Source organism: Casimicrobium huifangae (assembly GCF_009746125.1).
Lineage (GTDB): Bacteria > Pseudomonadota > Gammaproteobacteria > Burkholderiales > Casimicrobiaceae > Casimicrobium > Casimicrobium huifangae.
In genome coordinates this window covers 3,917,351-3,943,886 of sequence record NZ_CP041352.1, presented here as the reverse complement: position 1 = coordinate 3,943,886, position 26,536 = coordinate 3,917,351, and the positions used below count along the sequence as shown (strand labels likewise).

The following is a 26,536-nucleotide window of genomic DNA, read 5'->3' as shown; positions in this document are numbered from 1 at the left end:
ATCCGGCGGTGCCAACGCCATGACCCGCAACCACTGGATGTTGTTCGGTTTCTTTATCGCCATCATTGGCATGGGCGTGTACGCGGTCGCGCCGCTCGCAGGTCGCCTGCTTGTGTGGCTCGGTGCCGTGCTGGCATGGCTGGGCATTGCGCTCGCCATTGAGCGCAAGCCGTGGCCCCCGGCCGGTCGTACGCTCCTGCAGGCCATCGTCGGTGCTGCCGCAGTGGCTATTGCCATGAGTGCCACGCGCTTTTCACTCGCGGGCGTTGGCCTTGCCACCGTGCTCGGCGCCGTGATCGGCGCGTTTGCCTCGCGCTGGACCCGCTTTTTCGTCAAGCCATGAACACAACCCTGTAGGAGCGGCTTTGCCGCGACCAGCGCCGGCCGGTACCAGGCAGGTCGCGGCCCCGCCGCCCCCATATCTCAACCATCAGGAGCAACCATCATGTCCGACCCCATCGTCATCGTCAGCGCTGCCCGTACCCCCATGGGTGGCATGTTGGGCGACTTTGCGGCCCTTTCTGCCAGCGATCTCGGTGCAGTGGCCGTGAAGGCTGCGGTTGAGCGGGCAGGGCTCAAGCCGGAGCAGATCGAGGAAGTGATTCTGGGCAACTGTTTGATGGCTGGGCAAGGGCAGGCGCCGGCGCGGCAGGCAACGCTGAAGGCGGGCTTGCCGAAAGAAGTCGGCGCACTGACACTGACCAAGATGTGCGGCTCCGGCATGAAGGCGGTGATGCTGGCGCATGACGCCATCGTGGCCGGTTCGCGCGAGGTAGTGCTGGCCGGGGGCATGGAGTCGATGACCAACGCGCCCTACCTGCTCGCCAAGGGCCGTCAGGGTTACCGCTACGGCCACGCCACGGTGTATGACCACATGGCGCAGGACGGGCTGGAAGATGCCTACGAGCGCGGCAAGGCAATGGGCGTGTTCGCCGAGAGTTGTGCCGCGAAATACGGTTTCACCCGCGAGCAGCAGGACGCTTACGCCATCGACTCGCTGAAGCGGGCGCAGACCGCCATTGCTGACGGGTCGTTCAAGTGGGAAGTGGCACCGGTCACGGTGAAAGGGAAGGCCGGCGATACCGAGATCGCCAACGACGAGCAGCCGCCCAAGGCAAAGCTGGACAAAATCCCGACGCTGAAGCCGGCCTTCATCAAGGACGGCACCATCACTGCGGCCAACGCTTCGAGCATCTCCGACGGTGCCGCAGCACTGGTGTTGATGAAGGCGTCAAAGGCCGCGGCGCTGGGGCTGAAGCCGCTGGCACGCATCGTGGCGCACGCAGAGCACGCTCAGGAGCCGGCATGGTTCGCTACCGCCCCCGCCGGTGCGATGAAGAAAGTGTTCACCAAGGCGGGCTGGACACCCGCCGAGGTTGATCTGTACGAAATCAACGAAGCCTTCGCCAACGTGACGATGGCCGCGATGAAGGAATTTGATCTGCCACGCGAGAAGGTGAATATTCACGGCGGCGCCTGCGCGCTCGGCCACCCGATCGGCGCCTCGGGCGCCCGCATTCTGGTGACGCTGATCGGCGCGCTGCGCAAGACGGGCGGCAAAAAGGGCGTCGCGTCGCTGTGCATTGGCGGTGGCGAAGCCACGGCGGTGGCCATCGAAATGATCTAGGGCGTGTTAACACTATTTTCGCGAGTGCGGCGGTCGTATTTTCGATGCACGCGATGTTGCCAAATAAGGCGCGAAGGCCGCCGTGGTGCGGGCATGGAGCGAAGCGACAAGCTTGTCGCAAGGACTTCGCAACAACACCGGGCGCCGCTTTTGGCTGCTCCGTACGACACGCCCCGCAGGGTTGCAGCGAGACGGCGCGTCTGCCGCGTCGCCCTGCTTGGCCGTGGAACCACCACGGCCTGCGCAGCGCTCCTTGCATCCATCGCCGACTCGCTGCAACGCATCTCGTGAAAATAGTGTTATCACGCCCTCGCCGGTGGATTCGCGGCACAATGTAGGCGAAGCCTGCTGTACCGCGCCTGCCAACGGCGCGTGACACCGTCGCAGGCCGGACCCACAGCGAGAAAAACATGGCAAAAACAGTTCTTATCGTCGGCGCCAATCGGGGTTTGGGCCTCGAGTTCGCCAAACAGTACGCAGCGGATGGCTGCAACGTCATCGCCACCTGTCGCCGTCCGGCCGAGGCTGCCGAGCTGCGTCGCGTTGGCGTCACCATCGAAGCGCTCGATACCAGCACCTCGTCGTCGATCGAGGCGCTGGCCAAGAAGCTGGCCGACGAATCAATCGACGTGATGATCTGCAATGCCGGTGTCTACGGCCCGCGCAGCGATGGCCTGACCGACATGCCGACGGAGGATTTCGATCTCGTGATGCGCACCAATGTGCTCGGCCCGTTGCGACTGACGCTGGCGTTTGCGCACAACGTGGCCAGGGCGCGCGGTGCCATGGTGTTTCTGTCGTCGCGCATGGGCTCGATCGGCACCATGAGCAGTTCGTCCGGTATCGCCTATCGCGCCAGCAAGGCGGCGCTCAACGCGGTGGTGAAAGCCACGTCGCTGGAGCTGGGCAAGAAGGGTGTTCGCGTAATGGCGCTGCATCCTGGCTGGGTGCGCACCGACATGGGCGGGCCGCAAGCCTCGCTGACGCCGACCGAGAGCGTCGCCGGCATGCGCCACGTCATTGAGAACGCGTCCGACAAGCACGGCGGCTTTTTCGACAACACTGGCGCCACCATTCCCTGGTAGTCAATTTTCTGGCCGCGCTGACGTGACAGCTTTTCGATGTAATCCTTGTTTGATGTGGGCTCAGGCGAAAAATTCGCCAAAGTCGACTTTTCCTGATTTTTCGTGCAAGCCCTCATCTGGTAACGCTTTTGCAGAAAAGTCACTGGTGCTGGCACTTGCGGTACCGAGAGGCGATCGGTGAGCGAATCCCGCGTCAAGGCAAGCCTCGCGCCACTGCTGGCGCAGTTGCCACGCAGCCCCAGCGACCGCTGGCCCGCAGGCGAGCCGTTCGTCCGCGCGCTGGCTCATGGTTCAATGAGTGTCGAGCTGTTTGCGCCGAACGAACTCGACCGCCAGAAACCGCACGCTCAGGACGAGCTCTACTTCATCCAGCGCGGCAACGCGACGTTAACCATCGAAGCGGTGGCGCACTCATGCGCATCGGGGGATGTGTTCTTTGTTGCAGCTGGCCAGGATCACCGATTTACCGATTTCAGTCACGACTTCGCCACCTGGGTCGTGTTCTGGGGGCCGCAGGGCGGCGAACAATCATGAGGAATCGAGCCGCACATGCTGCTTAACGAAGACCAGCGCATGGTGCGCGACAGCGTCCGCGCATTCGTGCAGGAACGCATCGCGCCCAAGGCCGCGGCGTGGGACAAGTCACACGAATTTCCTGCGGCCGAACTCAAGGGCCTCGCCGAACTCGGCTGCTACGGCATCGCCGTGCCCGACCAGTATGGCGGCGCCGGGCTCGACTACATGACGCTCGCGATCATCCTCGAAGAGATCGCGGCCGGCGATGGTGGCACCAGCACGGTGGTGTCGGTCAACAACTGCCCCGTGTGCTCGATCATGATGAGCTTCGCGAGCGAGCAGCAGAAGCAGGACTGGCTGGTGCCGCTGGCGCGCGGCGAGATGCTCGGCGCGTTTTGTCTGACCGAGCCGCACGTCGGGTCCGACGCCTCGGGTCTGCGCACGACCGCGACCCTGGACGGCGATCACTATGTGCTGAACGGCGTCAAGCAGTTCATCACATCGGGCAAGAACGCCGACATGGCGATCGTGATGGCGGTGACCGACAAGGCGGCCGGCAAACGCGGCATCAGCGCATTCATCGTGCCGACCAAGACTCCCGGCTACACGGTCGCACGCATCGAGGACAAGCTGGGCCAGCATTCGAGCGACACCGCGCAGATCCTGTTCGAGAACTGCCGCGTGCCCGCGAGCCTGATGATTGGCGAGCCGGGCGCCGGTTACAAGATCGCGCTGGCCGGGCTCGAAGGCGGCCGCATCGGCATCGCGTCACAAAGCGTGGGCATGGCGCGCGCAGCGTTCGAGGCGGCGCTGCGTTATGCGAAAGAGCGCGAGGCCTTCGGCAAGCCGATCTTCGAGCATCAGTCGGTGCAGTTCAAGCTCGCAGAGATGGCAACACAGATCGAAGCGGCGCGGCAGTTGATTCATCACGCCGCGAGCCTCAAGGACGCAGGCGTGCCCTGCCTGACACAGGCCGCGATGGCCAAGCTGTTCGCCAGCGAAATGGCCGAGCGCATCTGCTCCGACGCGATCCAGATTCATGGTGGCTATGGCTACGTCACCGACTTTCCGGTCGAACGCATCTATCGTGACGTTCGCGTGTGCCAGATCTATGAAGGCACCAGCGACATCCAGAAGATCCTGATCGGGCGCGGGCTGGCGACGGGCGCGCACGAGGCCGCATGACCGCTGCCGACGCCATCGTCACCATGTACCGGCCCGTCGGGCCGGTCGAGCTTCAGCTCGTGCACGATTCGGGTGACAAGCTGTGGCCGCCGCGGCTACCGGACCAGCCCATCTTCTATCCGGTGACCAACCAGAAGTACGCGGCCGAGATTGCGCAGCAGTGGAACGTGCGCGACAGCGGTTACGGCGCCGTGACGCGCTTCGCAGTACGTCGCGAGTTCGTTGACCGCTACGAGGTGCAGCAGGTCGGCGCATCGCATCACACCGAATGGTGGATACCGGCCGAGGATATCGACGAGCTCAACCGCAACATCGTCGGCAGCATCGAGGTCATCGAGGAATTTGGCGTCAAGCAGGACAAGTAAATGGCATCAGCAATCGACTTCTACTTCGACTTCTCCTCCCCTTACGGCTATCTCGCCGCCGAGATGATCGAGGAGCTCGGGCAACGCTGCGGGCGTGCCATCAACTGGCATCCGATCCTCCTCGGCGTGGTGTTCAAGTCCACCGGCGGGCAGCCGCTGACGCAGGCGCCGATGAAGGGGCCGTACTCCGAGAACGACTTCCGGCGCAGCGCGGCGTTTTATGGCATTCCGTACAAGGCGCCCAGCCTGTTCCCGATCGCGGGGCAAAACCCATCGCGGGCCGTGCTGTGGATGCAGAAGAACCACCCGGCGCACGCGAAGAAGTTCGCGCTCGAGCTGTATCGGGCGTTTTTTCGCGGTGATCGCGACATCAGCAAGCTCGACGTCGTGGGTGACATCGCGGCCGGGCTCGGCTACAGCGCCGACGAGGTGATCGCTGCGACGCAGACAGACGAGATCAAGAACCAGCTCAAGGGCGAGGTCGAGGCGGCCATCGCCAGGGGCGTATTCGGTTCACCGTTTTTCATTGTCGATGGCGAACCGTTCTGGGGCGCCGACCGACTGCCGATGCTCGAGCAATGGCTCAAGCGCGGCGGCTGGAAATACTAAGGTTCGCGCATGCCAGTCATTGAATCGAAACTGAATCTCCGCGACGCAGCGACTGTCGCGTCGACTGCCGCCATGCAGGCGCTCGTCGACGACTTGCGCGCCAAGCATGCCGCCGCGGCGCTCGGCGGCGGCGAAGGTCCGCGTGCCAAACACACCGCGCGCGGCAAACTGCTGCCGCGTGACCGCGTCAAGCAGCTGCTCGATCCGGGCTCGCCGTTCCTCGAACTGTCCGCGCTGGCGGCGTACGAGATGTACAGCAACGAGTCACCGGGCGCCGGCATCATCACCGGTATCGGTCGCGTGAGCGGGCGTGAGTGCGTGATCGTGGCCAACGACGCGACAGTCAAGGGCGGCACCTATTACCCGATGACCGTCAAGAAGCATCTGCGCGCGCAGGAGATTGCTGCGCAGAACCGCCTGCCGTGCATCTATCTGGTCGATTCGGGTGGCGCCAACCTGCCCAATCAGGACGAGGTATTCCCCGACCGCGAGCACTTCGGCCGCATCTTCTACAACCAGGCGACGATGAGCGCCGACGGCATCGCGCAGATCGCCGTGGTGATGGGATCGTGCACGGCCGGTGGCGCCTATGTGCCCGCGATGAGCGATGAGTCGATCATCGTCAAGAATCAGGGCACGATCTTCCTGGCCGGCCCGCCGCTGGTCAAGGCCGCGACTGGCGAGGTGGTGAGCGCCGAGGACCTCGGCGGTGGCGACGTGCACACGCGGCTGTCGGGCGTAGCCGATCAACTGGCGCAGAACGATCCGCATGCGCTGGGCATGGCGCGCCAGGTCGTCGGTCACCTCAACACGGTCAAGCCGGCGCAACTCGCGATGAGTGAGAGCGTCGAGCCCCTGTACGATCCGCATGAACTCTACGGCGTGATCCCGACCGACACGCGCAAGCCGTTCGATGTGCGCGAAGTCATCGCGCGCATCGTCGATGGCAGCGAGTTCGACGAGTTCAAGCCGCGCTACGGCACGACGCTGGTGACCGGCTTTGCGCGCATCTACGGCATGCCGGTCGGCATCGTCGCCAACAACGGCGTGCTGTTCTCGGAGTCGGCGCTCAAGGGCGCGCACTTCATCGAGCTGTGCTGCCAGCGCAAGATCCCGCTCGTCTTCCTGCAGAACATCACGGGCTTCATGGTTGGCCGCAAGTACGAGAACGAGGGCATCGCGCGCAACGGCGCCAAGATGGTCACGGCGGTCGCCTGCGCCAGGGTACCCAAGTTCACGGTGATCATCGGCGGCAGCTTCGGCGCCGGCAACTACGGCATGTGCGGCCGCGCCTATTCGCCACGCTTCCTGTGGATGTGGCCCAACGCGCGCATCAGCGTGATGGGCGGCGAGCAGGCAGCTAGCGTGCTGTCGACCGTGCGCCGCGACAACATCGAGGCCAAGGGGGGCGCGTGGTCCAAGGACGAGGAAGATGCGTTCAAGGCACCGATCCGCGAAAAGTACGAGCGCGAAGGCCATCCGTACTACGCGACGGCACGTCTGTGGGACGACGGCATCATCGATCCGGCGGACACGCGGCGGGTGCTGGGTCTTGGGCTGTCAGCGAGTCTGAATGCGCCGATTGAGGACACACGGTTTGGCGTGTTCAGGATGTAGCAGATGAAAACACTGAAAATTGAGCGCGATGCGCGTGGCGTGGCGATGGTGGCGTTCAACCGCCCCGAAGTGCACAACGCCTTTGACGAGACCATGATCCGTGAGGTGATCGAGGCCTTTCGCGATCTGGGTGAAGATGAATCGGTGCGCGTGATCATCATCGCCGCCGAGGGCAAGAGCTTCTGCGCTGGTGCCGATCTCAACTGGATGAAACGTGCGTCCGAGTACGACGAGGACCAGAACCGCGAGGACGCGGGCGAGCTCGCGCTGATGCTCAACGCGATCTATGCCTGCCCCAAGCCTGTGATCGCGCGCGTGCAAGGCAATGCGTTTGGCGGCGGTGTCGGCGTCGTGGCAGCGGCCGACATCGCGATCGGCGTGTCTGACGTGCAGTTCGCATTGTCCGAGGTCAAGCTGGGCATCATCCCGGCTGTGATCAGCCCGTACGTGATCGAGGCCATGGGCGCTCGCTATGCCCATCGCTACTTCATCACGGCCGAGCGCTTCTCGGGATCGGAGGCCTACCGCATCGGCCTGCTGCATGACCTGGCACCGTCAATCGACGCGATGGACGAGATGATTGCCGGTCTCTGCACCGTGCTGCTCGGCAACGGCCCCAAAGCCATCGAGGCTGCCAAGAACCTGATCCAGGCCGTCGCACAGAAGCCGATCGACGACGAGCTCATGGAAGACACCATCGAGCGCATCGCCCAGATCCGCTCGACGCCCGAAGCGAAGGAAGGCATTGGCGCTTTCCTTGCGAAGCGGCGGCCGGACTGGGTGAAGGAATAGCTTATGTTCGCCAAAATTCTCATCGCCAATCGTGGGGAGATTGCTGTTCGCGTCGCCCGTACCGCGCGCCGCATGGGCATCCAGACCGTCGCGGTGTTCTCCGAAGCCGATCGTGATGCGATGCATGTTGCCGCGTGCGACGAGGCGTATTGCATCGGTGGCGCTGCGCCGAAAGAGTCCTACCTGCGCGGTGACAAGGTGCTCGAGATCGCCAAGCTCACGGGCGCGCAGGCGATCCATCCCGGCTACGGCTTCCTGTCCGAGAACGAATCGTTCGCGCGTCAGTGCGCCGACGCCGGCATCGTGTTCATCGGACCGCCGCCTGCTGCGATCGAGGCGATGGGGCTCAAGGCCGAATCGAAGCGCCTGATGGAGAAGGCCGGCGTGCCGCTGGTGCCGGGCTATCACGGCAGCGACCAGAGCGAGGCCTTGCTCGCGTCCGAAGCAAAGCGCATCGGCTTTCCGGTGCTGATCAAGGCCAGCGCTGGCGGCGGTGGCAAGGGCATGAAGGTGGCCGAGAGCGAGGCCGACTTTGCGGCGGCGCTGGCATCGGCCAAGCGCGAGGCGAAGAACTCGTTCGGCGACGACAATGTGTTGATCGAACGCTATCTGCAGCGCCCGCGCCACATCGAGATCCAGGTGTTCGCCGACGAGCTCGGTCACTGCGTCTACCTGTTCGAGCGCGATTGTTCGCTGCAGCGCCGCCACCAGAAGGTCGTCGAAGAAGCGCCCGCGCCCGGCATGACCGAGGCGCGTCGCCGCCAGATGGGCGAAGCCGCCTGCGCCGCGGCACACGCCGTAGGCTACGTCGGCGCGGGCACCGTCGAGTTCATCGCCGAGCATGACTTTGCGACCTCGGGCCGCTTCTACTTCATGGAGATGAACACGCGGCTGCAGGTCGAGCACCCGGTCACCGAGATGATCACCGGGCTCGACCTCGTCGAGTGGCAGTTGCGCGTCGCTTCGGGCGAACGCCTGCCCAAGCTGCAGGACGAGCTGCGCATCGACGGCCATGCCTTCGAGGCGCGCGTCTACGCCGAGAATCCGCGCAACCAGTTCCTGCCCGCGATCGGCCCGATCGATCTGCTGCGCGCGCCCGCGACCAACGCCGACGTGCGCATCGACACCGGCGTGCGCGAGGGCGATGCGATCACGCCACACTACGACCCGATGATCGCCAAGCTGATCGTGCATGGCGACAATCGCGAGCAGGCGCTGCAACGCCTGGCGCTGGCGCTCGACGACTATGCCGTCGTCGGCTTCACCAACAACGTGGAGTTCCTGCAGCGCGTTGCGCGGCACCCCGCGTTCGCGGCCAGGGAGATCGATACCGGTTTCATCGCGCGTCACGCCGACGCGCTGCTGCCGCCGCTACCGGTGCCGAGCGACGCGGCACTCGCGGCCTGCGCGCTGGTCGAGGCCGCCGCCGCGCGTGCGGTGGCGCAGGACGCCGCGCGTCGCGCCGGCAAAGCTTCGTCGCCGTGGGCGCTGGCCGATGCGTTCTGGCCAAACCAGCCCGATTGCGGCATCGACTTCGACTACGCACAGGGCGAGCAGCGCCTGGCCGTCAGCGTGATCGCGGACGGCGACGGCTATCGCATCCGCATCGCCGGCCGCGAACTGCGCGCCCGCGCCGACATCGATGGCGAGCGCATCACCCTCACGCTGGGCGACGCGCAGCGCGGCGCGCGCGTGCTGCGCTCGGGCGGGCACCGGGTCGTGCTGCTCGCAGGCGAGCGGTTTGAGTTTGACGCCGTCGACCGCTACGCGCCGCCCGAGTCCGAGGACGGTCATGGCGGCCATCTCGTTGCCCCGATGCCGGGATCAGTGGTCAGCGTGCTGGTCAAGGTCGGCGACACGGTCAAGAAGGGCCAGCCGCTGATCATCATGGAGGCGATGAAGATGGAGCACACCATCGTGGCACCATTCGACGGTGCCGTCGAGGCGATCTACTTCGCGGCGAAGGAACAGGTCAAGGAAGGCGCCGAACTGGTCGCGCTGGCCGAGGCGAAGGCCACCGCCTAGCGCGGCGCGCTGCGCAGCTTGTGCAGCAGCCGGTCCGCGCGCTCGGGCCGGAACTGCGCCAGCCACGCGATGCGGCCGAGCAGTTGCGACCGCTGCGCGTCGTCCGGCGGCGCATTTACATGGCGGTGCACGGCCGCCTTCAATGCGTCGTAGTCCTGACGGCACAGGTTCATCGTCTGGTTGACCACGATGCCCGTCACGCGCTGCCGGTTCGACTGCGGCATCACCAGCGTCTTGCGTTCGTTGAGCAGCCAGCCCTCGGTCGCGACGATGGTCCGTACCTGATCGACGAAGCGCAGGCTGTTGCAGTCGCTGGCATCCGTCGAAAACGTCAGGTCATCCGCGTAGCGCGAATAGCGCATGTCCCAGGCCGCCGCCAGCCCTGACAGGCGGCGGTCGAGCCGATACGCGATCCAGTTGGCGAGCGCCGGCGAGGTCGGCGCGCCCTGCGGCAGATGCGGCACGCACAGCGTCTGCTGCCAGTCGCGCACGTGTCCGACGATGCGGGTCTGCGACGCAAACGCATCGTGCCGGCGCAACGCCGCGCGCAGCGCACCCGCGCGCTGCACCGATGTGCACAACGCCGTTAGTGCGGTGGCAACGCGCGGCGGCATGCCCAGGCGCAGGAACGCGCTGTGCACGCGCCCGGCGGTGATGGACGTGAAGAAGTCCGCGATGTCGAGGCGCAGCACGAGGCGTCGCCCGCTGTGCAACGCCGCATGCGTCAGCGCCGAGCGACCGCGCACGAAGCCGTGAGCGGCCGGATGCAGATCGGCGGTCGCCAGCACCTCGCGCAGCACGCGTCGCTGCAAGACGCGCAGGGCATCCTGCGGTTGCTCGATCACGCGCAGGCCACCACTCTGCTTGCGCATCACGAGCAGCCGGAACGCGTGCGGCGTGCGGCTGGTGCGCAGTGCGGCGTCGAGTTCGTCTTCCGATATCTCGATCCGTCGCGCGAGGTCAGCAAGCGGCTGCAGGCCGGACTCGACCCGCGGCGGGTCAGACCCGGCCGTCGCCGCAACCGGCCAGATGCGCGGCAGATCCGCCTGCAGGCGTGCACGGCGTGCCTGCAGCCCGGCGACCCAGTCGGCGTGCTCGCCGCGCTCCTTCTCATCGGCCGCATGCGCCAGCGTCGCCGTGATGTCTTCGATCGCTGCAGTCAGCAGGACAGACTGAGTGACCAGACGCTCGAACGCGGGCAGCTTGCGGATACGTGCCGCGAGTTGCGCTGCGCTCCAGTGCGGCCACGCCAGTTCGGCGTGCAAGGCCAAATCGCGTCGCGCGGCACCAAGCAGCGCCGAGCACCCCACGAATCGCGCCGACGCGCGAGCGGTCAGGGCGCGCGCCGTGAGGGAACGGCCCGCCGTGTGTTCGGCCAGCATGAAAGCGGCCAGCGCGTCGGCGATGGCGTCGACTTCGGGGGGCGGAGTGGTCTCGGAGGGCACGGTCGCTGGCAATCAGGGTGTCGGGTGACCGTGCGTACGCCACGCAGTTCGCAGCTTCTCACGTGATGCGCGCGAGCGCATCCGGCGAGTGCCAACGCATAAACCAGCCAGACGATCACCCGGGGCAACCCCGGGCGCCGGGAACCTGCCGAAGCACGCTTCCGGTCACAACTGGCGTACGCCACGGTCACGCCAATCATAGTGCGGCAATGGCCCGCGCGCGACCGTGACCGCGTCACGCACGGCAAAATAGCGGCATGAAGATCCTAGTCCAATCCACCGGCCTCGACATCGTGCCCGGCATCATCGCCGAGCTGCGCAAGCATCAACCTGACTGGCAGTATTTCGCCTGGCCGTCCGACGAGCCCTGCGACTACGTCGTGGGCTGGAAGCCGCCGGCCGAGCTGTTCGCGCGGCAACCCAAGCTGAAAGCCGTGATCAATTACGGCGCCGGCGTCGACGCCATCCTGGCGATGGGTGCGGTGCCCGCGCATCTGCCGATCGTGCGCCTCGAAGACGCCGGCATGGCGCAACAGATGGCCGAATACGCGATCTACGGCGTGATCCACCACCAGCGCCACATGCAGATCTACCTCGCGCAGCAGCGCGACAAGCACTGGCAGCAGCACGAAGACCGCGGCAATGTGCGGCGGCCCACCGTCGGCGTGCTGGGCCTCGGCGAGATGGGCGGCACCGTCGCGACGCGGCTCGCGGCGTTTGGCTATACGGTGCAGGGCTGGTCGCGATCGCAGCGCCAGATCGATGGCGTCAAGACCTTCGCGGGTAGCGACCGGCTCGCGGCCTTCCTGGCCGGCACCGATGTGCTGGTGTCGATGCTGCCGCTGACCAAATCGACGCGCGGCCTGATCAACGCACAGACGCTTGCGCAGCTGCCGCGCGGTGCGTTCCTGGTCAACGCGGGCCGCGGCGGCCATCTGGTCGATGCCGACGTGCTGGCGGCGCTCGACAGTGGCCAGCTCGGCGGCGCCCTGCTCGACGTCTTTCACGAGGAGCCGCTGCCGAAGGATCACGCGTATTGGTCGCACCCGAAGGTCATCGTGACGCCGCACATCGCCGCGACCACGCCGATCAAGGACGCCTGCGCCCAGATCGTCGCCAAGATCGGCACCATGGAGCGCGGCGAGCTTGTGTCGGGCATCGTCGATCCCAAAGTGGGTTATTGATCAGCGAAGCGAGGTCAGCATGAAGTACCCGAGCCGCGTCAGCATCGTCGAAGTCGGCGCCCGCGACGGCCTGCAGAACGAAAAGCAGGAGGTCACGGCTGCGGTCAAGATCGAGCTGGTCAATCGCCTCAGCGCGGCGGGCTTCCGCAACGTCGAGGCCGGGTCCTTCGTGTCGCCCAAGTGGGTGCCGCAGATGGCGACCTCGGCCGACGTGATGGCCGGCATCGAGCGCAAGCCCGGCGTCATCTATTCGGTGCTGACGCCCAACCTCAAGGGCTTCGAAGGCGCGCTCGCGGCCCGTGCCGACGAGGTGGTGATCTTTGGCGCCGCATCCGAGGCGTTCTCGCAGAAGAACATCAACTGCTCGATCGCCGAAAGCATCGAGCGCTTCCGTCCGGTCGCCGAAGCCGCCAAGGCGAACGGCATGCGCGTGCGCGCCGCCGTGTCGTGCGCGCTCGGCTGCCCCTATCAGGGCGAGGTGCCCATCGAGTCGGTCGTCGATTGCGTCAAGCGCTTCGCCGATCTCGGCTGCGACGACATCGGCATCGCCGACACCATCGGCGTCGGCACGCCGGCACGCACCTCGGCGGTATTCGAGGCGGCGGCCAGGGCCTATCCGCTGGCGCAGATCTCCGGGCATTTCCACGACACCTACGGCCAGGCCTGCGCCAACGTGCTTGCCTGCCTCGAGCTGGGCGTGTCTACGTTCGACACCTCGGTCGCCGGCCTCGGCGGCTGCCCGTACGCCAAGGGCGCGACCGGCAATGTCGCGACCGAGGACGTGCTGTACATGCTGCACGGCATGGGCATCGAGACCGGCATCGACCTCGATCTCGTCTGCGAGGCGGGCCAGTTCATCTCGCAGGCGCTGGGCCGCGCGCCGCACTCGCGCGTGAACCGGGCGCTGGCGGCGAAGCGGGCCGGGTAGTGGCCTGGCGCCCGCAGCGCATGCCGGCCTTTATCCTCCCTTCGTCGTCCCGCTTCCATTCTGCGTCGGGACGACGAATCAAAATTGGTTCGCCAGCTAACCATGTGGATCGACAGCCACTGCCACCTTGACGCCCCCGACTTCGACGCTGATCGCGACGAGGTGGTGGCGCAGGCGTCGGCGGCGGGGGTAGCGGCGATCGTCAACCTGCCGGGCCACGTTGACCATTTTGCCAAGGCCAGCAAGACGCGTGAACGCTACGGCTGCATCACGGGCTTCGGCATCCATCCCATGTGGGTGGCGGGGCCGTCGGCGCATTCTGCACGCGAGCACGTCGCGGTACTACGGGAGTGGGTGCAGCGGGAGAAACCCGAGCTCATCGGCGAGATCGGTCTGGATTTCTTTATCCCTGACTTCAATCAGGAGGAGCAGGAGTGGTTCTTTGCCGAGCAATTGAAGATTGCTCGCGATTTCGATCTACCGGTGTCACTGCATGTACGGCGCAGTCAAGACCACATCCTGAAGCATCTTCGCCGCATCCGCGTGTGTGGGGGATTTGCACACGCCTTCAACGGCAGCGCCCAACAGGCTGCGGAATTCATCAAACTGGGCTTCTGCCTGGGTTTTGGTGGTACGGCGACCTTTCCGCAGGCGCAGCGTATCCGTGCGCTGCTACGCGAGATACCCATTGCAAACGTGGTCGTCGAGACTGATGCACCCGATATTCCTCCCAGCTTTCTCGGCACGATGAGCTCGCGTACCCGCAACAGCCCGGTGTACTTGCCGCAGATAGGACAGATGCTGGCGGAAGTCCGAGGCATGTCGCCCGCCGCTTTCGCTGCTGCAACTACTGCCAACGTGCGGCGAATCGTAGCGTCACGACTTGTTTCACAGGAGGGCGACTGAGGTGAGTTTCCGATATCTGCTGACCCCGGGAGGGGCGGAAGCGCCTCCAGCTGAATCGCCTTGCGTGAAGATTTGTGTCATCGAAGCGGACGGACTTTGCGTGGGGTGCGCCCGCACGCTGGAAGAGATCGCACGCTGGCAGCAGATGACGCCGGCACAAAGGCAGGAGGTGATGGCGCAATTGCCTTCCCGTCGACGGGCGGATGGTGCGTAGCAACCGCCTTGTGGGATAGCGTCAGCGGCCCTGATGCGCGGCGCAACGTGCAAAAGTTGCCGATGACTTCACGTCGATAGCCGTATCATCTTTTTGTCAGAGGGCCCATTAGCTAAGGGCTAGGCGGTCATTATGCGGAAAGTCGACTTGGTGGCGAATGGGCCGTGAAGCCCAATTTGAATGCGGCTTTGCGGATCAAGCTGATAGTGTCAGCGACGATCGCCCTTGGGTAATGGCAATACGTCGCGTGACAGAGCAGCCATGAAAAAAGGGCACCTAAGCGCCCTTTTTTGATCTGTCGATTCGATTAGAAGCGATGGATCAGGCCGATGGCCGGCGTGTTGAGCTTGCCGCCCGTTTCGTTCTTCATCGAAGAGAAGTACGCGTAGAACTGCGTACGCTTCGAGAACGTGTAGTCATACACGAGCGAAACGTGCTTGCCGCCACCGATCGACCAACGGCTCACGAGCTGAGCAGCCGTCGGAGCGGTGTAGCCAACCGGCGGAGTCCACGCCCAAGCAGCGCCATTGTCGCGCTGGCTGTATTGAACGCCGACGTTATGCGCACCCAGCGGAACCTGCGCTGCTACGTCGAAGTATTTCATCTTCAACGTGCCGGTCGACAGTTTGTAGCTGGTTACGTCGTAGGAACCGTCGATACGGGCAACACCGAAGTTGTAGCGGCCGTAGACGCGGAACGCGTTCTGGTCATGGGCACCGGTGGTGACGCCGGCGAGACCACCGAAGTCCTTATGCAGTGCGTAGGTGGCGCCGAGGGTAACCGGGCCATTCGAGTAAATAAGGGACGTATCCCACAGACGAGCCTTCGGCGATGCAGCTTGCTCTTCGATGAGCGAGTACATCGTGCGGAGCTTGAAGCCGCCCATCGTCGGCGTCGCGTAACTAATTGCATTAGCAGCGCGAGCGTCGAAGTGACCCGTATTGTTGGCGCCAGAGGTGCCGCCGCGGCCGTAGTTCGTGAACAGCTGGTTGAAGCCGAAGCCAGGACCGCCTGACAGACCGTTGTTACGGTTCTGCGCACCGGTCGAACCGATGTTCTGGTGAGCAAGACCGAGCACGTCATCGTACGGCGTCAGGCCATAGCCAAACTTGACTTCGCCCCAAGCCGTGCCGGCAAGACCAACCCATGCCTCACGACCCCACATGACGCCGCCGCCGAGGCTGCCGTCGTCAGAGCCGAAGCTGTTTTCGAGCTGGAAGAAAGCGCTAAGACCACCACCGAGGCTTTCCGAGCCACGGAAGCCGAAGCGCGACGAGTTGGCTGTCATGCGGTTGACTGTAGAACCGCTGCCACCTTTGCCGATCGCCGTATTCGGATCTTGCGAGCCGCGGTTCGATTCGATCGAGGTGTTGATGTAACCGTACAGCGTGACGTTCGCGGACTGTGCCTGAGCAGCAACTGCTGCACACGCAACCGCAACGCCAAGCGCGATTTTCGTAAATTTCATGAAAGTACCCTTTTGCAAAGCTGGTATTGGACTTGGCAACCTCACACGAGCAGCGATGGCGGTAGCCACCGCCGCTCTAGTCAGATCGCAGTTACATCAACACAAATTAGAACTTGTGCTTGACGCCAAGACCAAGCAGGCTGGCGGTCATGCCGTTAACACCGGCGGTCGACCAAGCGGTGTTGCCGTCAGCTACGCAGACCAGACCCTTGTTCTTGCACTGGTAGTACACGGCATACGCTTCGGTACGCTTCGAGAAGTCGTACTCACCGAGCAGACCGAAGGCTTGAGCCTTGGCGCTACCCGACTTGCTTTGAGCCAGTTGCAGACCAACGCGAGCCGAGCCGAACGGCACGGTGACGCTGCCGATCAACGGCTTGGTCTTGTTGCCAGCGGTGTCTTTGTTCTCGATGTAGGTCAAGCCAGCGTAAGCAACGCCGAAGTTGTACGAACCGCCAACGATGAACTGCTTGTTGGAAGCGGTTGCCGCAGCGTTCTTCTGATCGCTGAAGCCGACGCCCACGTACAGCGGACCGTTTTTGTATTCGATGTTGCCGCCGAGGGTACGCGAACCCGAGGACGTGCCAGCAACTTCACCCAGCGCCCAAGCCAGCGACGCGGTCAGACCGCCCATGTTCGGGGTCTTGTAGTACACCTGATTGTTCTGGCGCAGCGTGTTGGCGAAGAAGCCACCCATGTTGGCAACAGCCGACCAGCCGTTCAGGCAGCCGCCGAACGAGTCGTCCGAGTTGCACATCACCCAGAAGTTCGGCGAGTAGTCACGACCCATCTGGATCGAGCCGAAACCACCGGACAGACCGACGTAGGCGCGACGACCGAACAGCAGGCCGCCTTGACCGAGCGAGCCATTGTCAACGTTGAAGCCATTCTCAAGATTGAAGAACGCATTCAGACCGCCGCCAAGGCTTTCAGAGCCGCGCAGGCCCCAACGCGAACCGGAGATGCCGCCGGACACGAGGCCAGTCGTGGAAACCTTGTTCGCGGCTACGGTCGGTGAACTGCCACGCTCCGATGCCAGGTAGGTGTCGATGATGCCGTACAGCGTGACGTTTGCGGTTTGAGCCGACGCCGCGCCAGCTGCAATCGCGCTCACTGCCAAAGCAACGAGTTTCTTGTTCATAACAGTCTCTCCTCAGATATTGACGGTCGACACCGCATCACGCCGCACATTCATGCTCGAGGATTTGATGCCAACAATTTTTCTTCCAACGCAATCTCGGAAGCTGCTTTAATTCTGCCAAATCGGCCGGTTTCGGCCAACCTTCTGACTGGTCGTGTGCGATTTGGCGATGCCCGAATTGTTGTCAATTTGCAACAAGCCGATGCGACAACGCTGTTCTCGTTGAACACATTAGCGGGCTCGAATAACCGCATATAACTTATTGAATTAAAAGACTTTATGTTCTGGGTGCTGTTCGTCGCGGTCGCCTGCGCCTCGCTCTCATTTCTGCTTTGTACAGGCGTGCTGACGGGGCGGCTTGTTAGTCCGTACAGTATTCCGGGTGAGCGCTCACTTCACGGCCGGCCGGTTGCTCGGGGTGGTGGTCTCGGCATCGCCGCTGGAGTTCTGTTCGGTGCCGTTGTGCTCATCCCGCAATGGCAGATTCCTTTGGCGCTGACCTTGATGTGGATGGTCTCCGCGTGGGATGACTGGAGTGACGCTTCTCCGACGTTGCGCCTGGCGGTGCACTCCCTGTCGGCGATGCTGGTGGTAGCCGCTTGGGGTGAAGGCGGACTGTCGACAATTGTGGCTATACCCCTGATTATTGTCGTCATCTGGTCGGTAAATCTGTTCAATTTCATTGATGGCGTAGACGGCGTCGCGGCATCGGCAGCGATCATTGGCGGCACGGCGCTGGCGACAATTGCCGTCTTTCTGCCTGGCACGGATGCCGCTCGACCAGCCTCGATGGCTCTCATCGGGTCTGCCGTCGTTGTTGCAGCGTCGGCGCTCGGCTTTCTGCCGATGAATTTGCCGCCGGCCCGACTGTTTATGGGCGATGGAGGATCGACGGTGCTCGGACTTGCGCTCGCAGCCGTGAGCATCAAAGGGGTCGCCGACGGTGTTTGGCAGGCCGCCGTACCACTGGCGATATTTATGCCGTTGTGGGCGGATGCAACTTACACGCTGGTCAGGCGCCTGCTGCGGGGACACAATCCGCTGCGTCCGCACCGTGAACACCTGTACCAGCGTCTTACCCTCGCCGGCCTTGGGCATCGCGGCGTGCTGTTCTGGATCGTGGGATGGATGCTGCTATCGATTGCTGTTGCCGGTCTCGTCCGCAGCCTTGCGGTACCGCTGGCGACTGCAGCCGTGACGGCTTACGCGGCGTTCTATGTGGTGCTCACCGAGTGGACGTTACGCAGGCAGCCCAATCTGCTGATGAACCCGCGCGCATTTCTCGCGCTGCTCTACGATGTGGCGGCTGCAGCGAGCGCATGGGCGCTGCTGTTCTGGGCCCGATTCAATTTCAATATCGACGGCGCCGAGTTCACCGCAGGGGATGTCGCCCGCAGTCTGGCTTTTGTTGTTCCGGTGCACGCGCTGGTGTTCGTCGGGCTGGGCCTCTATGAAGGGCTCTGGCGATTCGCCAGCATGGCTGACTTGCGTCGTATCGTTCTCGGTGCATTTGTCGCTGCCGCCAGCACTGCGGTCCTTTTCGTGATCGTACGGCCGGACAGCTTTATCTGGCCGCGATCCGTGCTGTTGCTGCAGCCCGCACTGCTGATCTTGTTGATGGGCGGTGCGCGATTTGCATATCGCAGCTGGAAGGAACACCGTCTATATGGACTGGCTGCTGCCCAGGGAGAGCCCGTGCTGGTGCTGGGTGCAGGCGCGGCAGGCGCCAGACTGGTCAGCGAGCTTTCCAGGTCCGATACGTGGCAGGTCGTCGCGCTGCTTGACGACGACATGACAAAAGTTGGCGCCCGCGTCCACGACACGCCCGTTGTCGGGCGACTGGCACAAGCCGAGGATGTGGCGCGGCGCTTCGGTGCACGTCACGCGATCATAGCGATGCCGAATACGACGCACGAAGCGCGCCGCCGCGCCGTTGAGATCGCGGCAAGCGCCGGCCTGAGCGTGCTCACAGTGCCGTCGTACGACGAACTGCTGTCGGAAGAGTCTCCGCTGGCAAAGTTGCGGGCCATCGAGCTGGAAGACTTGTTGGGGCGCGACCCGGTAGTTCTGGACAACCCGGGGCTGGCGAGCTGGATCTCGGGTCGCACAGTGCTGGTCACTGGAGCGGGCGGCTCGATCGGGACGGAGCTTTGCAATCAGGTCGCGCGCTTCCATCCCGGACGTCTGGTGATGGTGGATATTTCCGAGTTTGCCTCGCACGTGGTCGGCGAACACATCGCAACCAAGCTGCCTCGCGAGCGTATCGAGGTGTACGTGGGCAATGCCCGCAACCGCGAGCGCATGCTGGAAATCTTCGAGCGGGAGCGACCTCATATCGTCTTTCACGCCGCCGCTTACAAACATGTGCCGCTCACGGAAACGGTCAACGCTTGGGAGGCGGTACGCAACAACGTACTGGGCACGCTGGTGGCCGCTGAGTGCGCCCGTGCAGTAGCCGCCGAGAAGTTCGTGCTGATCTCGACTGACAAGGCCGTTCGCCCATCGAGCATCATGGGTGCCAGCAAACGCCTCGCGGAGCTGGCGATCATGAGCCTCCCGGAAACGCCGACAAAGTTTGTCGGTGTGCGATTCGGCAACGTGCTCGGCAGCAACGGCAGCGTAATTCCGAAATTCCGTGAGCAGATTGCAAGCGGTGGCCCGGTGACGGTGACACACCCGGAAATGACCCGTTACTTCATGTCCATCCCGGAGGCCGCACAACTGGTGCTGCAAGCTGGCCTGATGGGCCATCCACAATCACTCTTTGTGCTTGATATGGGCCGTCCGGTCCTGATTGTGGAGCTGGCTCGTGAGCTGATCCGGCTTGCGCGCGGCTCTACGAATGCTATCCCGATCGTCTACACCGGTCTTCGACCTGGTGAAAAAATGCATGAAGAACTGACGGGGGATGGCGAACAATTTCTCCCGACAGCGCATGCCAAAGTGCGCCGGGTGGTCGCCAGTCTCGAAGCCGCGATAGACATCGATGAACTGCTGCGGTGGCTGGATCAGCCTTCGCCGTACGATGTGAGGGCGGAGTTGAAGCGATGGGTGATTGACTTCAGCCCGCCTGCGCCGCCAGCAGCTTTGAGTACGATCCTCCCGCCGCAGCCAGCGTGACGTGACTGCCGCGCTCGACGACGCGACCGCCCTCGAAAACGAAGATCTCGTCAGCGTCGCGAATGCTGCTGAGCCGATGCGCCACCTGTACGACCGTGTGTCCATCGCCGAGCACACGAAGAGAATCCTGCACCACCTTCTCCGAACCACTGTCGAGCGCCGAGGTCGCTTCATCGAAGAGAATGATCGCCGCCTGCTTGTACAACGCGCGGGCAATCGCGATGCGCTGACGCTGGCCGCCTGACAATAGTCCTCCGCCTTCACCTACCGATGTGTCGTAGCCTGACGGCAGCGCGCTGATAAAGGCGTCGGCAGCTGCCGCTGTGGCTGCCCAGTGCACGCGGTTGCCATCAACAGCGGCCGGCTCCACGCCAAACGCGATATTGGCCGTTACAGTGTCGTTTACCAGCAGGACATCCTGTGACACCAGCGCCAGATTGTCGCGAACAGTCCGCAGACCAAGTTGTGCGACTGGCTTGCCGTCGATCAGTACATCGCCCTGCTGAGCGGAGTAAAAGCCCGCGAGAAGTGCCATCGCTGTACTTTTGCCGCTACCCGAGGCGCCAACGAAGGCAACCCGGCGCCCGGCCGGGATGTTGAGTGACACGTCAGTGAGGGCATCCACGTCACGACCCGGATAGCGCAGCGACACGGCGTCGAACCGGATGTCACCGCGCAGGCGTTCTGAAACGCCAGCGGTCGGCAGTGGCTCCGTCGATTGATCAAGCACGGAGAAAACGCTGCTCGCTGCCGCGAGACCACGTTGCAAGACCGCATTGACTGACGACAGGCTCTTGACGGGGGGCAGCAACGAGAGCAACGCAGTAAAGAACACGAAAAAGTCACCGGCGGTCATTGCCTGTCGCTGGCCTTCCTGAATGGCAAGCGCAACGATGCCGGCAATCGCCACGGAGACCACCACGTGCATCAGTGGTGCGCTCGCCGCATTGGCGGTTTCCTGCTTCATGATCGTGCGCCGGACAGCGTTGGCTCGCAGTGAAAAAGCCCGTTGAATCTGCTCGAAAGCCGAATAGATTTTGATCGAGCGCTGGTTGCTCAAGCCCTCATCTGCGAAGCGTGCCAGTTCTCCCATCTGTGTTTGCAATGCCACGCTCGCAGCCCGCAGACGACGGGTCATGGCCCGCACGACGACGGCGACCACTGGAGCGATGACGAAGACACCGAGCGTCAATTTCCAGCTGACCGATGCCATCATCGTAATTGCCACAATCAACTTGAGAGAGTCCTGCACCAGTGTTGTCAGCGCCTGGCTGGTCACCGCGCCGATCTGTTGCGTGTCATAAGTAATCTTGGAGGTCAATTCCGCCGGGGAGTGCCGGTCAAAAAAGCTCACTGGCAGGCGCAAAAGATGCGCGAATATGACTTGCCGGAGGTCAAACACCACCCGGCTGGCAACCCAGTGCAGTGCCAGATCACCGACAAAATTGGCGGCACTGCGGACTGCGAACAGGCCAACCAGCAGCGCCGGGAACCAGAGAATCGGTATCGCCAGCAACACTGCAGTGACCGGACCCAGGAAGCCTTTCGCCAGTGCACTCTGGCCGGCCAGGCTGGCAACTGCGTTGGTACCAACCGCTGCGTCGACGATGAATGCGCGGTCAAGAATCTGCGAGAAAGCGACCTGGATGAGCGGTTCCACCAGTGACACCGCAGCCAGCATCGCCATGCCCGCGAGCAAGCGGCCGCGATAAGGGCGCACGTATGTCAGCAGCCGCCAGTAACGTTGCCAGTCAGAGGGGTTGGAAGCCATGGGCAAATTGTTGCATGCCACTGATAAACTGCACGACGAAGCAAGGTGCTTGCTGGTGACCAGATTCTTCGGTTGCCATCAAGTGAAACGGGAAAGCGGTGCATCGTGCCAGCACGATAAAGCCGCTACTGCCCCCGCAACGGTAAGTCGCATCAACGCTGGTTGCCGTGCTGTATCGTTTCCGATTCAGCCATGCCACTGGGAGTCCACTCCCGGGAAGGCGCAACCAAACTGCGGCGACGAGTCCGGAGACCGGCCCGGCTTTTCTGTCGCCTTCCTCGGACGACGGATCATTGCCCACTGCGCGGGGATGCGCGGTGCCGGGCGCATGCACCGTCGTTGACGATCGCCTGACCCGTGCCACCTGAGCCTTGCCAGCGGGACCACCCACCGTCGGGCGGAGGGCCCGATTCGTCAGGATCGTCATGCAATCAGACAAGCACCTACTCACCCCCGTCCAGGTACGGACTATTCCCGACCACCGCTCAACGCCATGCGCACTCGCCATTGCATTGGCGTTTGCATCGGCAATAGTGCCGGCTGGCATCGCTGCCGCCCAAGCCCCCCAGCAATCACAAAGCAAGCTGGATCGCGTGGTTGTCACCGCCACGCGGATGCCGGAAGACATCAACACGACGATGCGCGACATCTCGGTGCTGGACGGCACCAGTCTCCGCGCGGCGGGTATTGTCGACATCGCCGATGCCTTGCGGCTGCTTCCTGGCGTTGAATTTGCAACGACTGGTCCGGGAGCCACCCCGTCGATTTTTCTGCGTGGGGCCAACAGCAACCAGACGCTGCTGCTGATTGATGGACAACGGGTTTCCTCCTCGTTCAGCGGGCTGTCTGCCTTGCAGCACATCAACGTTGACCAGATCGAACGCATCGAAGTGTTGCGCGGCCCGGCAGCCAGTCTCTATGGCGCCGACGCTGTCGGCGGTGTCATCCAGATATTTACCCGCCGCGACCGAGGCATGGGGATACGCGCGGCGGCAGGTGAATGGCGGTCGCAACAACTGAGCGCCAACGCCGGACTGGGTGATGCCGCCAACGGCGTGACGGTGACCGCGGCCCAGAATGCAAGCCGTGGCTACAACGCCATCGTCAACAAGGCAGACTACAGCTACAACCCGGACCGCGACGGCTATCGCTTCAACACCGTCCAGCTCAACGGCAATTGGTCGCCGTCGTCCACGCTGAAGTTTGCGCTGCACGCTTTTGAAACGCGAGGCAACGTCCAGTACGACGGTGATGCAATGCACGATGATCGCATTCGTTCGCTGGTCAACAGCGTTGCTGCAACTGCGGATTTCTCGCTCACATCAAATTGGACCGGTTCGCTGCGCATTGGATCGTCGACGGACAAGTCCAGCTTCGAATCGGCTTTTCCTGGCGACTACAGGACGCGCAATGATCTGCTGGGATGGCAGAACAACTTCCGCGTCAGTTCAGCACTCAATCTGCTGGGCGCGTTCGAGTGGCGGCGTGAAACAGTGCAAGGCAGCGATGCATTGCCGGTGACTGCACGCCGGACCTCAAGTGTGCTGCTGGGCGGTGACTGGGCCGCCGACGACTTGCGGGCCAATGCAACCCTGCGTCTGGACGATAGCAGCCAGTACGGCACCCGCACCACGGCCAGCGGCAGCGTTGGCTATCGTCTGGCGCCGCAGTGGCGGGCGGTGCTGAGTGCGGGCACCAGCTTCAAGGCGCCAACCTTCAACGATCTTTACTACCCCGGCTACGCCAATCCCACCCTCAGGCCCGAGCGTGGTCAGAATATCGAGTTCGGTTTCCGCTGGTCTGTCGCGGAATCGAACGCGTCGCTGACTGTCTATCAGAACAATGTTCGCGATCTCATCCAGTTTGAGTGCGACGCCAACTTCAACTGCGCGCCACAGAACGTCGCCAAGGCCCAACTGCGGGGCGTGACGCTTGCGGGCGGTACGCAGTTGGGGGGGGTACGCGTGGACGGCAGCTTTGATCTTGCGGATCCGCGCAACACCACGACTGACACGCAGCTCGCACGGCGTGCCCGCGAGCATGGTGCCGTGAAACTCAGCGGCGACCTGTTCGGCGTAACCACGGGCATTGAGTTGCTCGCGTCAGGCAGGCGTTTCGACAACGCGTCCAACAGCCGCGCGCTGCCCGGTTACGCTGTGCTCAATCTGCACGCGTCAAAGCAGCTGTGGCCCGGTGTGCGTCTTGGCATGCGGCTTGAAAACGCCACTGATCGCGACTACCAGCTCGCCTACGGCTACGCAACCGGCGGTCGGCGCGCCTGGCTCACGGTTGCGATTGACCGCTAGCGGCAAGCCGTGATCAGCACAGATATTGCAGCTTGCCGGCGAACGGTGAGGGCGATCTCAATCGTTGTGAGACGGTTCGCCGTATTGCTGCTCGCCGGCATTGCCGTTGCCCACGCCGGCACACCGCAACGCATTGTGAGTCTGTCACCGCACGCGACCGAGCTTTTGTTCTCGGTCGGTGCTGGTGATCGCGTGGTTGCCGTCAGCGAGTCCTGCGACTTCCCGGAGGCAGCGAGACGACTGCCCAAAGTCAGCGGTTACCGCGGCACCAATATCGAAGCAGTGATCGCGCTGAAGCCCGATCTGGTGGTGGCATGGCCCGGCGGCAATCGTGCTGCTGACCTCGACGCGTTGCGGCGTCTGGGCGTTCGCGTTTATGAGAGTGAGCTCAATACGTTAGGCAGCATCCTCGCTGAAGCCCGTCACTTCAGCGAGTGGGCAGGCGATGATGACAGTCGTCGTACGGCAATGCGTCTGGCGGGGGAAGCGACAGCGCAGATTATTGCGTTGCAGCGGCGTTATGGCGATTCGAAGCGGGTAAAGGTGTTCTACCAGCTCGGCGCCGGGCGACTGTTTACGCTTTCCGATCGCCACGTGGTCGGCGAGGCGCTGTCTGTTTGCGGTGCTGAAAACGTGTTCGGTCGTCTGCCGCTGCCGGCCCCGGAGGTTTCGTCCGAGGCCGTGCTGGCTGCCAAACCGGATGCAGTGCTGGTCGCTGATCCAGGGTCGCTCGCGGCGGTCCGCGAGCAGTGGAAGTCAGCGCGACTATTCGACGCTCGCGTGGCGGACGCGCGGGTGCTTGGCGTAGACGGCGCGCGATTGCATCGCCCGACACTGCGCACGTTTGCAGCGGTGCAGACGCTCTGCGAGTCGATCGACCGCGTCCGGCAGACGCTGCGCTGAATGCGGCGAGTGCTGCTTGGCTAACATTCGCTTAGGGCCTGTTCACACTACTTTTGCAATAGCGTGAACAGGCCCTGGTCTGCCCGTGAGGAAGGACTGGAAGCTATGAGCAAAGCATTTACCAAAGAAGATTCTGACGCGCCGGACGACGATGAAGACATCGTGTTGCCGCCGTTGCCAGCGGGCACAAAGAACTACATGACACCGGGCGGTCACGGTCGCCTGAAGGCCGAGCTTGACCATCTGACAACGGTCGAGCGGCCGGAAGTGACGCGCATCGTCTCCTGGGCCGCGAGCAACGGCGACCGCAGCGAAAACGGCGACTACCTGTACGGCAAGCGGCGCCTGCGCGAAATCGACCGTCGCACGCGCTACCTGATCAAGCGGCTTGACGATGCCGAGGTCGTGGATCCGGTGACGCGGGATACCGATCAGGTCTTTTTTGGCGCCACCGTGACCGTGGCCAACCAGCACGGTGCCGAGCGCATCATTGCCATTGTTGGCCTGGATGAGGTTGACCCGCAGCGCGGCTATGTGAGCTGGATCAGTCCTATTGCGCGGGCGCTGACCAAAGGGCGAGAGGGTGACATCATTGCGCTACGGACCCCTGCAGGCGTTGAGGAGCTGGAGATACTGGCGGTGGAGTACAAGGCGCTCGATACTCATCTGGCGCCGAGTCACACCCAACTGGCGGCAGAATCGGCGGATAAACGGCATGCACAAATGCCACCGGCTTGATATAGTTGCCGGATGCACTCGAATTCCTCGCTCGAACAACTCGAATCCGCGCTCAAGGATGCGATGCTGCGCCTGAAAGCGCTGGCCGAGGAAAACTCGCGTTTGCGTGCCGAGCTCGTTGACAAGAGCGAGCGTATGCGTACTGCCGGGAACAAACTTCGTGTGGTTGCCGAGCGTCTGCCCAAACCGGCGGAAGAAACCGCGCAGAGCACGCCTCAGGTACAGCAACCGCCGCAAATCAAGGTGGCATGAGCACCACGCTCGAAGCCACCATCCACGGACGTACATTTCGCCTCGCCGCACCGGACTCCGAGGCCAGAGCCTTGGCGGAGGCCATTGCGGTGGTCGAGGCTGAATGCGCACTGATTGCACAGAAGCAACCCACCGCCGAGATCGAGCGTGTGCTATTGCTCGCCGCGCTCGAGCTGGCGGCCAAACAGCCTGCGGGCGACATTGACCCGAGGGTCGAATCCCGCATCGCGGCGATGACGGCCAACCTGCGCCGCACGCTCGCCGAGACCAACGCTGGCTGAGCACCACGCCGCCTGCCGGCACGATTTACCCGTCACGCGATCATTGTTTTGTACTGCC

At 63.4% G+C, this 26,536-nt stretch carries 24 protein-coding genes and 1 riboswitch; of the genes, 20 read left to right on the top strand and 4 right to left on the bottom strand.

The genetic code is table 11. The annotated features are described in order from the left end of the window. The first annotated feature begins 19 nt into the window (after positions 1-19). The 10 genes from FKL89_RS17820 to FKL89_RS20515 all read left to right on the top strand — a co-directional run bounded on the left by FKL89_RS17820 (position 20) and on the right by FKL89_RS20515 (position 9,821). Entirely contained in the window at positions 20-343 is a 324-nt protein-coding gene (locus FKL89_RS17820; protein ID WP_156864073.1) for a hypothetical protein, read from the top strand. Positions 344-445: 102 nt separating this feature from the next. Next, entirely contained in the window at positions 446-1,627 is a 1,182-nt protein-coding gene (locus FKL89_RS17815; RefSeq protein WP_156864072.1) for an acetyl-CoA C-acyltransferase, read from the top strand. 410 nt (positions 1,628-2,037) lie between these two features. Next, a complete protein-coding gene (locus tag FKL89_RS17810) occupies positions 2,038-2,712 on the top strand; it encodes an SDR family NAD(P)-dependent oxidoreductase (protein ID WP_156864071.1) in 675 nt (224 codons plus the stop codon). A 177-nt stretch (positions 2,713-2,889) separates the two neighbouring features. Further along, positions 2,890-3,246, top strand: a complete 357-nt coding sequence (locus tag FKL89_RS17805) for a cupin domain-containing protein (protein ID WP_170293823.1) — start codon at positions 2,890-2,892, stop codon at positions 3,244-3,246. A gap of 15 nt (positions 3,247-3,261) precedes the next feature. Continuing rightward, on the top strand, positions 3,262-4,413 hold the full coding sequence (locus tag FKL89_RS17800) for an acyl-CoA dehydrogenase family protein (protein WP_156864070.1): 1,152 nt from the start codon (positions 3,262-3,264) through the stop codon (positions 4,411-4,413). Continuing rightward, a complete protein-coding gene (locus FKL89_RS17795) occupies positions 4,410-4,778 on the top strand; it encodes a hypothetical protein (protein ID WP_156864069.1) in 369 nt (122 codons plus the stop codon). Before FKL89_RS17800 ends, FKL89_RS17795 begins: the two co-directional genes overlap by 4 nt. Next, positions 4,779-5,387 (top strand): 2-hydroxychromene-2-carboxylate isomerase, encoded by a 609-nt coding sequence (locus FKL89_RS17790; protein WP_156864068.1) that lies wholly within the window; start codon positions 4,779-4,781, stop codon positions 5,385-5,387. It begins immediately after the preceding gene. A 9-nt stretch (positions 5,388-5,396) separates the two neighbouring features. Beyond that, positions 5,397-7,004, top strand: a complete 1,608-nt coding sequence (locus tag FKL89_RS17785; RefSeq protein ID WP_156864067.1) for a carboxyl transferase domain-containing protein — start codon at positions 5,397-5,399, stop codon at positions 7,002-7,004. A gap of 3 nt (positions 7,005-7,007) precedes the next feature. Further along, a complete protein-coding gene (locus FKL89_RS17780) occupies positions 7,008-7,796 on the top strand; it encodes an enoyl-CoA hydratase/isomerase family protein (RefSeq protein ID WP_156864066.1) in 789 nt (262 codons plus the stop codon). A 3-nt stretch (positions 7,797-7,799) separates the two neighbouring features. After that, a complete protein-coding gene (locus FKL89_RS20515; protein WP_156864065.1) occupies positions 7,800-9,821 on the top strand; it encodes an acetyl-CoA carboxylase biotin carboxylase subunit in 2,022 nt (673 codons plus the stop codon). On the opposite strand, the gene FKL89_RS17770 is transcribed toward FKL89_RS20515, so the two are convergent. Continuing rightward, complete coding sequence (locus tag FKL89_RS17770; protein WP_156864064.1) at positions 9,818-11,278, bottom strand: reverse transcriptase family protein; 1,461 nt, start codon at positions 11,276-11,278, stop codon at positions 9,818-9,820. The two genes, FKL89_RS20515 and FKL89_RS17770, sit on opposite strands and share 4 nt — an antisense overlap. A 281-nt stretch (positions 11,279-11,559) precedes the next feature. Between FKL89_RS17770 and FKL89_RS17765 the strand changes: the two genes are divergently transcribed. The 4 genes from FKL89_RS17765 to FKL89_RS20415 all read left to right on the top strand — a co-directional run bounded on the left by FKL89_RS17765 (position 11,560) and on the right by FKL89_RS20415 (position 14,498). Then, a complete protein-coding gene (locus FKL89_RS17765; RefSeq protein ID WP_162527571.1) occupies positions 11,560-12,450 on the top strand; it encodes a 2-hydroxyacid dehydrogenase in 891 nt (296 codons plus the stop codon). A gap of 19 nt (positions 12,451-12,469) precedes the next feature. Next, on the top strand, positions 12,470-13,378 hold the full coding sequence (locus FKL89_RS17760) for a hydroxymethylglutaryl-CoA lyase (RefSeq protein ID WP_156864062.1): 909 nt from the start codon (positions 12,470-12,472) through the stop codon (positions 13,376-13,378). 84 nt (positions 13,379-13,462) lie between these two features. Continuing rightward, a complete protein-coding gene (locus FKL89_RS17755; protein ID WP_238363415.1) occupies positions 13,463-14,284 on the top strand; it encodes a TatD family hydrolase in 822 nt (273 codons plus the stop codon). Between the two features lies 1 nt (position 14,285). Further along, positions 14,286-14,498, top strand: a complete 213-nt coding sequence (locus tag FKL89_RS20415; protein WP_337786218.1) for a DUF1289 domain-containing protein — start codon at positions 14,286-14,288, stop codon at positions 14,496-14,498. Positions 14,499-14,805: 307 nt separating this feature from the next. Here the strand turns inward: FKL89_RS20415 and FKL89_RS17745 are convergent, their stop codons facing one another. Together FKL89_RS17745 and FKL89_RS17740 are read right to left on the bottom strand one after the other, a co-directional pair. Next, on the bottom strand, positions 14,806-15,966 hold the full coding sequence (locus tag FKL89_RS17745) for a porin (protein WP_156864061.1): 1,161 nt from the start codon (positions 15,964-15,966) through the stop codon (positions 14,806-14,808). Between the two features lie 106 nt (positions 15,967-16,072). Continuing rightward, positions 16,073-17,107 (bottom strand): porin, encoded by a 1,035-nt coding sequence (locus tag FKL89_RS17740; protein WP_156864060.1) that lies wholly within the window; start codon positions 17,105-17,107, stop codon positions 16,073-16,075. A 279-nt stretch (positions 17,108-17,386) separates the two neighbouring features. Between FKL89_RS17740 and FKL89_RS17735 the strand changes: the two genes are divergently transcribed. After that, positions 17,387-20,227 (top strand): polysaccharide biosynthesis protein, encoded by a 2,841-nt coding sequence (locus FKL89_RS17735; RefSeq protein WP_156864059.1) that lies wholly within the window; start codon positions 17,387-17,389, stop codon positions 20,225-20,227. On the opposite strand, the gene FKL89_RS17730 is transcribed toward FKL89_RS17735, so the two are convergent. Beyond that, positions 20,169-21,998, bottom strand: coding sequence for an ABC transporter ATP-binding protein (locus tag FKL89_RS17730; protein WP_156864058.1), 1,830 nt, complete (start codon positions 21,996-21,998; stop codon positions 20,169-20,171). The genes FKL89_RS17735 and FKL89_RS17730 overlap by 59 nt on opposite strands. 31 nt (positions 21,999-22,029) lie before the next feature. Beyond that, positions 22,030-22,273, top strand: a riboswitch (cobalamin riboswitch). A gap of 150 nt (positions 22,274-22,423) precedes the next feature. Between FKL89_RS17730 and FKL89_RS17725 the strand changes: the two genes are divergently transcribed. The 5 genes from FKL89_RS17725 (at position 22,424) to zapA (ending at position 26,478) form a co-directional block, all read left to right on the top strand. Next, positions 22,424-24,304: a TonB-dependent receptor domain-containing protein gene (locus FKL89_RS17725; RefSeq protein ID WP_156864057.1), complete on the top strand. Its 1,881-nt coding sequence runs from the start codon at positions 22,424-22,426 to the stop codon at positions 24,302-24,304. 66 nt (positions 24,305-24,370) lie between these two features. Next, positions 24,371-25,207 carry a helical backbone metal receptor gene (locus tag FKL89_RS17720; RefSeq protein ID WP_162527570.1) on the top strand — a complete coding sequence of 279 codons (837 nt, stop codon included), beginning with the start codon at positions 24,371-24,373 and terminating at the stop codon, positions 25,205-25,207. A gap of 105 nt (positions 25,208-25,312) precedes the next feature. Next, positions 25,313-25,945, top strand: a complete 633-nt coding sequence (gene greB, locus FKL89_RS17715) for a transcription elongation factor GreB (protein ID WP_156864055.1) — start codon at positions 25,313-25,315, stop codon at positions 25,943-25,945. 12 nt (positions 25,946-25,957) lie between these two features. Beyond that, positions 25,958-26,197: a hypothetical protein gene (locus FKL89_RS17710; RefSeq protein ID WP_156864054.1), complete on the top strand. Its 240-nt coding sequence runs from the start codon at positions 25,958-25,960 to the stop codon at positions 26,195-26,197. After that, positions 26,194-26,478 (top strand): cell division protein ZapA, encoded by a 285-nt coding sequence (gene zapA, locus FKL89_RS17705; protein WP_156864053.1) that lies wholly within the window; start codon positions 26,194-26,196, stop codon positions 26,476-26,478. Before FKL89_RS17710 ends, zapA begins: the two co-directional genes overlap by 4 nt. Positions 26,479-26,536 lie beyond the last annotated feature (58 nt).

Bases quoted from the DNA above. Each gene is read 5' to 3' on its own strand.
- zapA (WP_156864053.1), top strand. From the start codon at position 26,194: ATGAGCACCACGCTCGAAGCCACCATCCACGGACGTACATTTCGCCTC.
- FKL89_RS17795 (WP_156864069.1), top strand. From the start codon at position 4,410: ATGACCGCTGCCGACGCCATCGTCACCATGTACCGGCCCGTCGGGCCG.
- FKL89_RS17800 (WP_156864070.1), top strand. From the start codon at position 3,262: ATGCTGCTTAACGAAGACCAGCGCATGGTGCGCGACAGCGTCCGCGCA.
- FKL89_RS17820 (WP_156864073.1), top strand. From the start codon at position 20: ATGACCCGCAACCACTGGATGTTGTTCGGTTTCTTTATCGCCATCATT.
- FKL89_RS17810 (WP_156864071.1), top strand. From the start codon at position 2,038: ATGGCAAAAACAGTTCTTATCGTCGGCGCCAATCGGGGTTTGGGCCTC.
- FKL89_RS17735 (WP_156864059.1), top strand. From the start codon at position 17,387: ATGTTCTGGGTGCTGTTCGTCGCGGTCGCCTGCGCCTCGCTCTCATTT.
- FKL89_RS17745 (WP_156864061.1), bottom strand. From the start codon at position 15,966: ATGAAATTTACGAAAATCGCGCTTGGCGTTGCGGTTGCGTGTGCAGCA.
- FKL89_RS17710 (WP_156864054.1), top strand. From the start codon at position 25,958: ATGCACTCGAATTCCTCGCTCGAACAACTCGAATCCGCGCTCAAGGAT.
- FKL89_RS17725 (WP_156864057.1), top strand. From the start codon at position 22,424: ATGCAATCAGACAAGCACCTACTCACCCCCGTCCAGGTACGGACTATT.
- FKL89_RS17740 (WP_156864060.1), bottom strand. From the start codon at position 17,107: ATGAACAAGAAACTCGTTGCTTTGGCAGTGAGCGCGATTGCAGCTGGC.
- FKL89_RS17785 (WP_156864067.1), top strand. From the start codon at position 5,397: ATGCCAGTCATTGAATCGAAACTGAATCTCCGCGACGCAGCGACTGTC.
- FKL89_RS17815 (WP_156864072.1), top strand. From the start codon at position 446: ATGTCCGACCCCATCGTCATCGTCAGCGCTGCCCGTACCCCCATGGGT.
- FKL89_RS20515 (WP_156864065.1), top strand. From the start codon at position 7,800: ATGTTCGCCAAAATTCTCATCGCCAATCGTGGGGAGATTGCTGTTCGC.
- FKL89_RS17760 (WP_156864062.1), top strand. From the start codon at position 12,470: ATGAAGTACCCGAGCCGCGTCAGCATCGTCGAAGTCGGCGCCCGCGAC.
- FKL89_RS17780 (WP_156864066.1), top strand. From the start codon at position 7,008: ATGAAAACACTGAAAATTGAGCGCGATGCGCGTGGCGTGGCGATGGTG.
- FKL89_RS17730 (WP_156864058.1), bottom strand. From the start codon at position 21,998: ATGGCTTCCAACCCCTCTGACTGGCAACGTTACTGGCGGCTGCTGACA.
- greB (WP_156864055.1), top strand. From the start codon at position 25,313: ATGAGCAAAGCATTTACCAAAGAAGATTCTGACGCGCCGGACGACGAT.
- FKL89_RS17790 (WP_156864068.1), top strand. From the start codon at position 4,779: ATGGCATCAGCAATCGACTTCTACTTCGACTTCTCCTCCCCTTACGGC.